8 protein-coding genes are annotated in these 12,253 nt (G+C 56.3%); 1 reads left to right on the forward strand and 7 read right to left on the reverse strand.

What is annotated here, in order from left to right; translation table 11 throughout:
- Positions 1-72: 72 nt before the first annotated feature.
- The 4 genes from pyrG to rlmD all read right to left on the reverse strand — a co-directional run bounded on the left by pyrG (position 73) and on the right by rlmD (position 6,419).
- Positions 73-1,710: a glutamine hydrolyzing CTP synthase gene (pyrG, locus tag VIJ98_RS15740; RefSeq protein WP_007891723.1), complete on the reverse strand. Its 1,638-nt coding sequence runs from the start codon at positions 1,708-1,710 to the stop codon at positions 73-75.
- 241 nt (positions 1,711-1,951) lie between these two features.
- Positions 1,952-2,743: a nucleoside triphosphate pyrophosphohydrolase gene (mazG, locus tag VIJ98_RS15745; RefSeq protein WP_323274921.1), complete on the reverse strand. Its 792-nt coding sequence runs from the start codon at positions 2,741-2,743 to the stop codon at positions 1,952-1,954.
- Between the two features lie 95 nt (positions 2,744-2,838).
- Complete coding sequence (gene relA, locus VIJ98_RS15750; protein WP_008104575.1) at positions 2,839-5,070, reverse strand: GTP diphosphokinase; 2,232 nt, start codon at positions 5,068-5,070, stop codon at positions 2,839-2,841.
- A gap of 32 nt (positions 5,071-5,102) precedes the next feature.
- Positions 5,103-6,419 (reverse strand): 23S rRNA (uracil(1939)-C(5))-methyltransferase RlmD, encoded by a 1,317-nt coding sequence (rlmD, locus tag VIJ98_RS15755; RefSeq protein ID WP_323274924.1) that lies wholly within the window; start codon positions 6,417-6,419, stop codon positions 5,103-5,105.
- Between the two features lie 91 nt (positions 6,420-6,510).
- Between rlmD and barA the strand changes: the two genes are divergently transcribed.
- The gene (barA, locus tag VIJ98_RS15760) at positions 6,511-9,252 is read left to right on the forward strand and encodes a two-component sensor histidine kinase BarA (protein WP_323274926.1); all 2,742 of its coding nucleotides are present in this window, start codon (positions 6,511-6,513) and stop codon (positions 9,250-9,252) included.
- Between the two features lie 95 nt (positions 9,253-9,347).
- Here barA and VIJ98_RS15765 read toward each other — a convergent pair whose 3' ends face one another.
- The 3 genes from VIJ98_RS15765 to garL form a co-directional block, all read right to left on the reverse strand.
- Complete coding sequence (locus tag VIJ98_RS15765; protein WP_323274928.1) at positions 9,348-10,487, reverse strand: glycerate kinase; 1,140 nt, start codon at positions 10,485-10,487, stop codon at positions 9,348-9,350.
- A gap of 84 nt (positions 10,488-10,571) precedes the next feature.
- Positions 10,572-11,456, reverse strand: coding sequence for a 2-hydroxy-3-oxopropionate reductase (gene garR / locus VIJ98_RS15770; protein ID WP_323274930.1), 885 nt, complete (start codon positions 11,454-11,456; stop codon positions 10,572-10,574).
- Between the two features lie 19 nt (positions 11,457-11,475).
- On the reverse strand, positions 11,476-12,243 hold the full coding sequence (gene garL / locus VIJ98_RS15775; RefSeq protein ID WP_061719917.1) for a 2-dehydro-3-deoxyglucarate aldolase: 768 nt from the start codon (positions 12,241-12,243) through the stop codon (positions 11,476-11,478).
- Between the last annotated feature and the right edge of the window lie 10 nt (positions 12,244-12,253).

The following is a 12,253-nucleotide window of genomic DNA, read 5'->3' on the forward strand; positions in this document are numbered from 1 at the left end:
ATTTTCCTCAGTACAAGTTAGTCAATCCTAAGACAAACAACGCGCGAAAAGTTCGCGCGCTGTTCGTGAAACTTACTTCGCTAAACGCTTCTGGTGTTCCTGCGCGGCTTTCACAAAGCCAGCGAACAGCGGATGACCATCGCGTGGGGTCGACGTGAATTCCGGGTGGAACTGACAGGCAACAAACCACGGGTGGTTCGGGATCTCAATGATCTCAACCAGCTGATCGTCGCCAGAACGACCGGCAATATGCAGACCCGCCGCTTCAATCGGCTTCAGCAACATATTGTTTACTTCGTAACGATGACGGTGGCGCTCGGTAATGATTTCAGAACCGTACAACTGACGCACTTTGCTTTCCGGCGTCAACTGGCACTGCTGGCTGCCCAGACGCATGGTGCCGCCCAGATCGCTCTGCTCAGTACGCTGCTCAACGTTGCCCTCTTCGTCACGCCATTCGGTGATAAGCGCAACCACCGGATACTTACAGTCTGGCACAAATTCCGTAGAGTTCGCGCCTTCCATACCGGCAACGTTGCGGGCAAATTCCATCAGCGCAACCTGCATGCCCAGGCAAATACCCAGGTAAGGCACGTTGTTCTCACGGGCGTATTGCGCCGTCATCATTTTGCCTTCTACACCGCGGTAGCCGAAGCCGCCAGGGATCAGAATAGCATCCAGATCTTTCAGTAATTCGACACCGCGCGTTTCAACATCCTGCGAGTCGATCAGTTTGATGTTCACGGTAACGCGATTTTTCAGGCCGCCGTGTTTCAACGCTTCAATCACTGACTTGTACGCATCCGGCAGTTCGACATATTTGCCGACCATACCGATGGTCACTTCGCCGCCCGGATTGGCTTCTTCGTAAATTACCTGTTCCCATTCGGCCAGGTTCGCTTCCGGTGCGTTCAGATTGAAACGCTTGCAGATGTAATCATCCAGACCTTGCGATTTCAGCATGCCTGGAATCTTATAGATGGAATCCACATCTTTCAGGGAAATAACCGCTTTTTCTGGCACGTTACAGAACAGCGCGATTTTAGCGCGTTCGTTCGCAGGCACAGCGCGGTCAGAACGGCAGATCAGCACGTCTGGCTGAATCCCGATCGACAGCAGCTCTTTCACTGAATGCTGGGTTGGCTTGGTTTTCACTTCGCCTGCGGCCGCCATATACGGCACCAGCGTCAGGTGCATATACATGGTGTGTTCACGACCGACATCGACCGCCATCTGGCGAATCGCTTCGAGGAACGGCAGAGATTCGATATCACCCACGGTACCGCCGATCTCAACCAGAACGACGTCATGACCTTCGCCGCCTTCAATGATGCGCTCTTTGATGGCGTTGGTGATGTGTGGGATAACCTGAATCGTGGCGCCCAGATAGTCACCGCGACGCTCTTTGCGCAGCACTTCTGAGTAGATACGACCGGTCGTAAAGTTGTTGCGGCGCGACATTTTAGTGCGGATGAAGCGCTCGTAGTGACCTAAATCCAGATCGGTTTCGGCCCCATCATCGGTAACAAATACTTCACCGTGCTGCGTTGGGCTCATGGTACCCGGATCGACGTTGATGTACGGATCGAGTTTCATGATGGTCACATTCAGACCACGTGCTTCAAGGATAGCTGCGAGGGAGGCTGCGGCAATGCCTTTGCCCAGAGAGGAAACGACCCCGCCGGTCACAAAAATATAATTCGTTGTCATGCTGAACCTGAGAGTTTAGGTTTAAAGACGGTGGAATAACCAAGACGGGAAAATAGTATACTTGAAGTCGTCTTAAGCCACAATTGATGAATCACACCATCATCCTCCACAGGTAAGCCGGTAACATAGCGGATAGCATGGTGTGAAATGTTGATGTACGTCACAAAGTCGCCGCAAGGCTGAATCGAGTAAGCTCAAGCGGCGAATTTATGCGCAGTGCTGGAATAATCGCCAGTTTCGCTTACTGCTTGTTCTCCAACACTTTCACCTGCTGCCAGGCGGCTTCCATTTGATCCAGGGTGGCATCGCTCATCGCTAAACCTTGTGAGGCGATAATGGCTTCAACCTGACGGAAGCGGCGCTCAAACTTATCGTTGGCTTTCTGTAACGCGACTTCCGCTTTGCTGCCTAAATGGCGTGAAAAATTGACGGTCGCGAACAGCAAATCACCGATCTCCTCTTCCAGCTTGTCTTTATCTACCACCGCTTGCTGCGCTTCGTGCATCACTTCGTCGATCTCTTCATGCACTTTATCCAGCACCGGACCGAGATTATTCCAGTCAAAGCCCACCGCGCTGCAACGCTTCTGAATTTTGTGCGCGCGCATCATTGCCGGCAGCGCTTTGGGGATGTCATCTAACGCAGAGTGCTGCGATTTTTCCGCGCGCTCGCTGTGTTTGATCGCTTCCCAGTTTTTCAGCACTTCTTCGCTGGTTTCGGCCTGAACATCACCAAAAATGTGTGGATGACGGCGCTCAAGTTTGTCGCTGATGGCGTTGCAGACGTCGTCAAAATTGAAGCGCTGCTGCTCATCGGCCATCTGTGCGTAGAACACCACCTGAAACAGCAGATCGCCAAGTTCACCGCGCAGATCGGCAAAATCTTCGCGCTGAATGGCATCGATCACTTCGTAGGTTTCTTCCAGCGTGTAGGGCGCGATCGAGGCGAAGGTTTGCTGACGATCCCACGGGCAGCCGCGCTCCGGGTCGCGCAAGGTTTGCATGATGGTGAGCAGGCGGTTTAAGGGCGTCATGAGAGGATCCTTTGGGGCTGATATGTAAAAAGGTCGCCATGAATGGCGACCCTACGGCGTAATTTGTCGGGTCGGCATTTATGCCGACCTGGAAATCAGTGCAAACGGCGCGCGTCGATAATGTCTGGCACCTGATTAAGGCGTGCCAGCACGCGGCCAAGCACTTGCTGGTTATAGATCTCAATATCCATATCAATGGTCGCCAGCTGTTTTTTGGTGTCGCTGCGGCTGGAGACGCCGAGCACGTTGACCTTTTCGTTAGCCAGAATGGTGGTGATATCGCGCAGCAGGCCGCTACGATCGTTGGCGGTGACACGCACCACCAGCGAGTAACCGCTGGAGTAATCCTCGCCCCACACCGCATCAACGATACGTTCCGGTGCGTGCGAAATCAGCTCGGTTAACTGGTCGCAGTCGGCACGGTGAATCGAGATGCCGCGCCCCTGGGTGATAAAGCCCACGATATCGTCGCCAGGAATCGGCTGGCAGCAGCGGGCGATGTGGTGCAGCAGATTGCCCACGCCTTCCACCACCACGCGACCGCTCTCTTTACGCGCAGAAGGCGCATGTGACTTCTGCGTCAGCAGGCGCAGCGCCTCGCGATCTTCCTCTTCGGCGCTCGGCTTGTTGAGCTTGCCTTGCAGGAAATTGACCATCTGATTGAGGCGAATATCGCCGCCGCCAATCATCGCCAGCAGCTCATCCTGGGAACTGACGTTGTAGCGCGGCAGCAGCAGTTTCTCCGCTTCGCGCATGCTGATATCCATCTGATTCAGCTCGTTTTCGAGGATTTGACGGCCAGCAATAATATTTTTGTCGCGATCCTGTTTACGGAACCAGGCGTGAATTTTCGAGCGCCCGCGGCTGGTGGTGATATAGCCGAGGTTCGGATTCAGCCAATCGCGGCTTGGATTCGGCTGCTTCTGGGTGATCACTTCGATCTGATCGCCCATCTGCAACTGATAGGTAAACGGCACGATGCGCCCGCTGATTTTGGCGCCAATGCAGCGGTGGCCGATATCACTGTGAATGTGATAGGCGAAGTCGAGCGGCGTTGAACCCGCCGGCAGATCGACCACGTCGCCTTTCGGGGTAAACACATACACGCGATCGTCAAACACCTGACTGCGCACCTCTTCCAGCATCTCGCCGGAATCGGCCATCTCTTCCTGCCAGGTAATCAGCTTACGCAGCCAGGCGATGCGTCCTTCATGTCCTGCCGCGCCACGCGCATTGCTGGAGGTTGGACCTTCTTTGTACTTCCAGTGTGCGGCGACGCCCAGCTCGGCGTCTTCGTGCATCTGGCGCGTACGAATCTGGATTTCCACCGTTTTGCCCTGCGGCCCCAGCACCACGGTATGAATCGATTGATAGCCGTTGGGCTTGGGATTGGCAACGTAGTCGTCAAACTCACTCGGCAGATGGCGAAACAGCGTATGTACCGTTCCGAGCGCGCCGTAGCAATCCTGCAGACGTTCAGCCACGATGCGCACTGCGCGCACGTCAAACAGCTCATCGAACGCTAAAGACTTCTTCTGCATCTTGCGCCAGATGCTGTAGATGTGTTTTGGGCGGCCATAGACTTCGGCCCGCACGCCCTCTTTCTGCATCTCGGCGCGCAGGTTGGCGACGAAGCTTTCGATGTAGCCTTCGCGATCGATACGGCGTTCGTGCAGCAGCTTAGCGATGCGTTTGTATTCATCGGGATGCAGATAGCGGAAGCAGTAATCTTCCAGCTCCCATTTGAGCTGGCCGATACCAAGACGGTTGGCCAGCGGCGCGTAAATATTGGTGCTCTCTTTCGCCGCGAGCACGCGCTCATCTTCTGGCGCGTCTTTCATTTCACGCAGATGGGCGATACGTTCCGCCAGCTTGATGACCACGCAGCGGAAATCTTCCACCATCGCCAGCAGCATGCGGCGCACGTTATCCACCTGCTCGGAGGCCATCGAATCGTTGTGAATCGCTTTCAGCTGACGAATAGCATCCATGTCGCGCACGCCGTGCACCAACATCACAATCTCTTTGCCAAAGGCTTTTTCGAGATCCTCTTCGCTCACCACATCGGCGTTGGCGAGCGGGAACAGCAGCGCCGCGCGCAGGCTGTCGATGTCCATGCTGAGCATGGTGAGAATTTCCACCATCTCAATACCGCGCCACAGCAGCAGAGCTTGATCAGGATGGTTGTGCGTTTCGGCTTCACAGTAGCGCCACGCATCCGCCAGTCGCTGACAGGATTGCGGATTGTTGATACTTAAACTGGCGATCCACTGGTCGAGGGCAAATTCGCCCGCCGTATTTAAATGCGCACTTCTAACCGCAACCATATCCTCTCCTGCCACAGCGATGTGGACATCGCTTATGCTTTGCTAAACAGCACCATGGATTCGAGATGACTGGTATGAGGGAACATATCCAGCATCGCGACCCTTTCCAAATGGTAGCCCGCTGACAGCAATGTCTGACTGTCACGCGCCAGCGTTGTAGGGTTACAGGAAACATAGACCACACGTTCTGGCGCAAGTTTAACCACATGCGTCATCACGCCCGCGGCCCCAGCACGCGCTGGATCCAGTAACACCTTGTTAAATCCCTGCGTCGCCCACGGCTGACGCGATACATCTTCCTCCAGGTTATGCTGGAAGAAGCGAACATTCTCAAGATTATTCTGGGCTGCATTATACGCTGCCTGCTGCACTAATGCTGCAACGCCCTCCACACCTACAGCATTTTGTACGAACTTTCCTAGAGGCAAAGTAAAGTTTCCCATGCCACAGAACAAATCCAGCACACGATCTTCTGGCTGCAAATCCAGCCATTCGATGGCTTTGGCCACCATCTGCTGATTCACAGCATCGTTGACCTGAATAAAATTCTGCGGGCTAAAGGTTAGCGGCAAATTCAGCGAGTGATAAAAAGGTTCACGCGCATTCAGCGCCTGCAAACTTTCACTGCCATCAGCCAGATAGAGCGACAGTTGCTGCTCATGCGAAAAACGTTCCAGTTTTGCACGGTCACCTGCAGAGAGTGCATCAAGATGACGCAGCACCATCAGCGGGCCATTATCTGCCAGCACCAACTCAACGTGGCCCAGCCGTTTAACCGCCTGTAAATCGCTGAGACACTGGTGCAACGGCTGCAGTAACGCTTCAAGTTCGGGCACCAAAACCGGGCATTGCTTCAGCTCAACCAGATCGTTGCTGGCGGCCTGGCGGAAACCCATTTGCAGACGCTGCTGTTTTGGCTGCCACTGCAACCCTAAACGCGCCCGACGACGATAGCCCCACGCGTTGCCGCTGATGATCTCATCGACCTTCACCGGCAGCGGCGCTTCACGGCTAAGCATGCGGCTTAAGGCGCGCGCTTTACTCTCCTGCTGCAAAGCCACCGAAGCATGCTGCTGCTGGCAGCCGCCGCACACGCCGAAATGGACGCAGCACGGTTTTTCCCGCTGTGGGCTAGGATTGAGGATCTTGTTGGCTTTGGCGCGCGCGTATTTGCTTTTATCCTCGAACACCGTCACTTCCGCCTGTTCACCGGGCAGCGCGCCGCTGACAAACATCGCCTTGCCTTTATGGCGCGCAACACCTTGTCCAAAAGGATCGAGGTCTTCAATGGTGACGGATATGCGAGCCTTAGTCGTCACACGCTGTTTTGCGGAGTAAAATTGCGCCATAGTATTGTGAAATCTCTACTTTAATTGGGTGTGCAGCCATTAACCGCGCTTGCACAGGGATAAAAATGCCAGGAATCGCCAGGCCACAATTATGACCAAATACAGCCTGCGGGCGCGAATGATGATTTTGATACTGGCGCCAACGCTGATGATTGGCCTGCTGCTCAGTACCTTCTTTGTGGTGCACCGCTACAACGAATTACAGCATCAGGTGCACGACGCGGGGGCGAACATCATCGAACCGCTGGCGGTCTCCAGTGAATACGGCATGACGTGGCACAACCGCGATGCGATTCGCGAATTAGTCAGCCTGCTGCATCGCCGCCACTCCAATATTGTCCGTGCCATCACCATTTTCGACAACAACAATCACGTCTACGTCACCTCGAATAACAACCAAAACCTCTCGTTATTACAGAAAGAGGACATCTCAACGCTGGAAGATGGCGTCTCGGTGGAACGGCAAGGCAATGTGATGATTTTGCGCACGCCAATCATCTCCGAACGCTATTCGGTGGATGAGCTGCCGGGCGAGGATGCCAAACCCGCCGGGAATCCGCTGGGTTATGTGGCAATCGAGCTGGATCTGCAATCGGTGCGGCTGGAGCAGTACAAAGAGGTGTTTGTCGCCACGCTGCTGCTGCTGTTCTGCCTGTGCATCGCCATGCTGTTTGCCTATCGCCTGATGCGCGACGTCACCGGCCCGATTCGCAACATGGTCACCACCGTGGACCGCATTCGCCGCGGCCAGCTGGACAGTCGCGTGGATGGCTACATGCTGGGCGAGCTGAGCATTCTGAAAAACGGCATCAACGCCATGGCGATGTCGCTCACCGCCTATCACGAAGAGATGCAGCAGAACATTGATCAGGCGACTTACGATCTACGTGAAACGCTGGAGCAGCTGGAGATTCAGAACGTGGAGCTGGATCTGGCGAAGAAGCGCGCGCAGGAAGCGGCTCGCATCAAATCAGAGTTTCTCGCCAACATGTCGCACGAGCTGCGAACGCCGCTAAATGGCGTGATCGGCTTTACTCGCCAGATGCTGAAAACCGGGCTGAGCACCAACCAGCGCGACTATATGAGCACCATCGAGCGTTCGGCGAATAACCTGCTGAGCATCATTAACGACGTGCTCGATTTCTCGAAACTGGAAGCCGGCAAGCTGGTACTGGAGTCGATCCCGTTCCCGCTGCGCGCCACGCTGGATGAAACGCTGGTGCTGCTGGCGCCGTCCGCCCACGACAAAGGGCTGGAAATTACCGTGTGCCTGGAAAAACAGGTGCCGGACAACGTGATTGGCGATCCGCTGCGCCTGCAGCAGATCATGATTAACCTGATTGGCAACGCGATTAAATTCACCGAGCACGGACATATCGATCTGCGGGTCGAGCTGCGCAGCATCAGCAACACGCGTGCTGAGCTGGAGATTCAGGTGCATGACACCGGCATCGGTATCTCTGAACAGCAGCAGTCGCAGCTGTTCCAGGCGTTTCGCCAGGCCGATGCCAGTATTTCACGTCGTCATGGCGGCACCGGTTTGGGGTTGGTGATCACGCAGAAACTGGTGAGCGAAATGGGCGGCGAAATTGCCTTCCACAGCCGTCAAAATCAGGGTTCCACCTTCTGGGTGCATATTCATCTCGATCTCAATCCGAACGCACCGGCCATTCCGCGCATGCTGGATGATTTGCGTGCCACGCCGCTGGCGTATATCGAGCCCCATCCGGCGGTGGCGAAAGCGGTGCAGGAGATGCTGAGCATCACACCGTTGCAGGTGCAGCACTTCTCCAGCCTGGAAGAGATGCCCGATACGCACTTCCCGCTGCTGCTGATGGGCTTGCCGGTCACCGAGCCGCATCCCGCGACGCTGTCGGATGCGTTGATTACGCGTCTGCATGCGCGTGCCGATTCGGTGCTGTTGGCGCTGCCGAGTGAAATGATGCTGTTTGCCGACGACTTGCGCGCGCGCGGCATTGCCGGTTGTATCGCCAAGCCGGTTTCGTTGACGCGTTTGCTGCCAATGCTGCTGGACTTACATGACTGGCAAAGCGATGCGCTGCCGCGTGGCGCACGTCAGCCGTTGACGGTAATGGCGGTGGATGACAATCCCGCCAACCTGAAACTGATTGGCGCGCTGCTGGAGGAGCAGGTGCAGCACATCATTCTGTGTGATAACGCCGAGCAGGCGATTCGCCAGGCGCGCCTACACAAGCTGGACGTGATTCTGATGGATATCCAGATGCCGGATATCGATGGCATCCGCGCCAGCGAAATCATCCGCAGCCTGCCGCTGCACGCCACCACACCGATTGTCGCCGTAACCGCGCATGCGTTGGATGGCGAACGTGCGCAGCTTATCAATGCTGGCATGAATGACTATCTGGCGAAGCCGATTGACGAGGACAAACTGAGCCAACTGCTGCAACGCTACGCGCCGAACCGGGTCACGCCGCAGCCGCAACCTCAACCGCAACCGCCTGAAGTTGCGCCGTCGCTGGATTGGACGCTAGCGCTGCGTCAGGCCGCCAATAAACCCGATTTAGCCCGCGATCTGCTGCAAATGCTGCTCGATTTCCTGCCGGAAGTGGAAGAGCGCGTTGAGAGTGCGATGGCGAGTAATGATGTGGTGGGATTGCGCGAGATTATTCATAAGCTGCACGGCAGCGCCAGCTACAGCGGCGTGCCGCGCCTGAAGCAGCTGTGTCAGCAGTTGGAGAAGAGTTTGCATCAGGAGAGCGATATCGACGCGCTTGAGCCGGAGCTGCTGGAATTGAGCGATGAGATGGCGAACGTAGCGCGTGAGGCGAGGAAGCTGTTGGCGTTGGGTTAGTGTGGTGCGGTGATGGACCAGGTCGGCATAAATGCCGACCCTACGACGGCATTATGCGTGCGCATTTGTAGGGTCGCCATTCATGGCGACCAGGCTTACAGCACTTTACCCACCTTAATCACCGCCGCCACATTGCGCGCCGTCAAACGCACGTTCTGCGCCGCATTGGCCAGCGCGTCTTCCAGCGAACAAATGCTAAACAGCACGCTGAACACCGCATCCAGCCCATGTTGATGCACCACGCCGACATCCGCCGTCAAACTTCCGGCAATGCCAATCACCGGCTTATTAAACTGCTTCGCGACTTTTGCCACACCAATCGGCACCTTGCCGTTGATGCTTTGACTATCAATGCGCCCTTCGCCGGTAATCACCAGATCGGCATCTTTCACCTGCTCAGCCAGGCCAAGGGCTTCGGTGACAATCTCAATACCGCTGCGCAACTCGGCCTGGCAAAACGCATGCAGCGCCGCGCCCATGCCGCCCGCCGCGCCGCCGCCATCAATGTGTAAAACATCAATATCCAGATCGCGATGAATCAAGGTGGCGTAATGTTCCAGCGCTTTGTCCAGCTGCTGGACCAGCTCCGGCGTTGCGCCTTTTTGCGGACCAAAGATCGCCGACGCGCCCTTTTCACCGGTGAGCGGATTACTGACATCGCAGGCCACTTCAAAGCGGCACTCTTTAATACGCGCATCCAGCTGTGCGATATCAATGTGTGCCAGCTGCGGCAATGCACCGCCGCCATAGGCAATTTCCTTGCCGTGCTCATCCAGCAGCTGCGCGCCCAGCGCCTGCATCATGCCGGAACCGCCATCGTTGGTGGCGCTGCCGCCAATGCCGATGATGATGTGATCGACACCACGATCGAGCGCATCTTTGATCAGCTCGCCGGTGCCAAACGAGGTGGTAATCAGCGGATCGCGCTGTGCGGCGGGCACTAACTCCAGCCCGCTGGCCGCCGCCATTTCGATAAACGCGGTACGCTCATCGCCTGACAAACCGTAGAACGCTTCCACTGGCTTGCCGAGCGGTCCAGTAACCGTCAGCCGGACAATGTTTCCCTGCGTTGCCGCCACCATCGCTTCAACCGTGCCTTCGCCACCGTCGGCAACCGGTATTTTCACGTAGTCAGCTTCAGGAAAGATCTCGCGGAATCCCGCTTCAATCGCCGAAGCCACTTCCAGGGCGGATAAACTCTCTTTATATGAATCCGGTGCGATGACAATTTTCATAGGCAATCCAGCGCGGTTGATGACGGACATCCGTCCTGCGAAGGCAGCGAGCCGCCCGGCATCCGCAGACGCCGGACGATTGCACTACCGGGTGATCTCAACTTTCGCTAATTTTTCATAATAGCAGGCCAGCGCGCTATGGTCGGAAGTGCCCTGTCCGTCCACCTTGAGCGCCTGCATCATCTCCATGACCGCAGCGGTCAGCGGCAGATGCGCGCCAATCTCGTGCGAGGTATCCAGCGCGTTAGCCAGATCTTTGATGTGCAGATCGATACGGAAGCCCGGCTTGAAGTTACGATCCAGCACCATCGGCGCTTTGGCATCCAGCACGGTGCTGCCCGCCAGGCCACCACGAATCGCCTGATAAACCAGCTCAGGATTTACGCCCGCTTTGGTCGCCAGCGACAGCGCTTCTGACATCGCCGCGATGTTAAGCGCCACGATCACCTGATTCGCCAGCTTGGTGACGTTACCCGCACCAATGTCGCCGGTGTGGACCACCGAACCCGCCATCGCTTTCATGATGTCGAAGCACTGCTCGAACACCGCTTTATCACCGCCGACCATCACTGACAGCGTGCCTTCAATCGCTTTCGGCTCGCCGCCGCTCACCGGCGCATCGAGCATTTTGATGCCTTTCGCCGCCAGCGCATCATGCACTTCGCGGCTGGCTAACGGCGCAATGGAACTCATGTCGATCACGATCAGGCCAGGCTTCGCGCCTTCGATGATGCCGTTAGCGCCGAGACACACCTCTTTAACCTGCGGTGAGTTCGGAACCATGGTGATCAACACATCCACCTGTTCTGCTACCTCTTTTGGCGTCTTCGCCACGGTGGCGCCTAGCTCCACCAGCTCTGCTTCGTTGCCGACATTATGGTCGCGCACCACCAGCGAATAACCGGCTTTCACCAGGTTTTTACTCATCGGTTTGCCCATGATGCCGAGGCCGATAAATCCAATTTTCATTGCCTTTCCTCTCAGTCAGTTATTTTTTAAATTTGTCGCACAGCGCCTGCGTGGCGTTACGGAACACGCCCAGATCGCTGCCTACCGCTACAAAGCTGGCGCCCCACTCCAGATAACGGCGCGCATCGGCTTCCACCGGCGCCAGAATGCCGCTCGGTTTCCCCGCCGCTTTGGCGCGTTCGAATACGTGTTTAATCACTTTCAATACTTCGGGATGCGCAGGCTGGCCGAGATAGCCGAGCGCTGCCGAGAGATCGCCCGGCCCCACGAAGATGCCATCGACACCATCAACTGCGGCGATAGCATCGATGTTGTCCACCGCCTGTTGCGTTTCGATCTGCACCAGCACCGTGATGTTGTCGTTAATGGTGCTGTTGTAGTCCGGCAGCGTGCCGTACATGTTGCTGCGGTGCGAAACCGAGACACCGCGAATACCCGCCGGTGGATAGCGAGTAGACGCCACCGCGCGAATCGCCTCTTCCTCGGTTTCCACGAACGGCACGAGGAAGTTGTAGAAGCCGATATCCAGCAAGCGCTTGATGATGATCGGTTCGTTGCACGGCGGACGCACCACCGGCGCGCTGTGGCTACCCTTCAGCGCCATCAGCTGCGGCACAAAGGTGGTGATGTCGTTTGGCGCGTGTTCGCCATCCAGTACCAGCCAGTCAAAGCCCGCCAGGCCCAGCACTTCGGTGGTTAATGGATTAGCCAGCGCGCACCAGCTGCCAATCAGGGTTTCTCCTGCCAGCAAACGGCGACGAAAAGGGTTCGGCCAGGCATTGCTCATTGTCTTCACT

Origin of the sequence: Pantoea sp. S18, from assembly GCF_045689705.1 — a bacterium.
In the GTDB taxonomy this organism is placed as follows: Bacteria; Pseudomonadota; Gammaproteobacteria; order Enterobacterales; family Enterobacteriaceae; genus Pantoea; species Pantoea symbiotica.

Excerpts from the sequence above, each read along its gene's own strand:
- mazG (WP_323274921.1), bottom strand. The coding sequence starts at position 2,743 with ATGACGCCCTTAAACCGCCTGCTCACCATCATGCAAACCTTGCGCGAC.
- barA (WP_323274926.1), top strand. The coding sequence starts at position 6,511 with ATGACCAAATACAGCCTGCGGGCGCGAATGATGATTTTGATACTGGCG.
- garL (WP_061719917.1), bottom strand. The coding sequence starts at position 12,243 with ATGAGCAATGCCTGGCCGAACCCTTTTCGTCGCCGTTTGCTGGCAGGA.
- pyrG (WP_007891723.1), bottom strand. The coding sequence starts at position 1,710 with ATGACAACGAATTATATTTTTGTGACCGGCGGGGTCGTTTCCTCTCTG.
- garR (WP_323274930.1), bottom strand. The coding sequence starts at position 11,456 with ATGAAAATTGGATTTATCGGCCTCGGCATCATGGGCAAACCGATGAGT.
- relA (WP_008104575.1), bottom strand. The coding sequence starts at position 5,070 with ATGGTTGCGGTTAGAAGTGCGCATTTAAATACGGCGGGCGAATTTGCC.
- rlmD (WP_323274924.1), bottom strand. The coding sequence starts at position 6,419 with ATGGCGCAATTTTACTCCGCAAAACAGCGTGTGACGACTAAGGCTCGC.
- VIJ98_RS15765 (WP_323274928.1), bottom strand. The coding sequence starts at position 10,487 with ATGAAAATTGTCATCGCACCGGATTCATATAAAGAGAGTTTATCCGCC.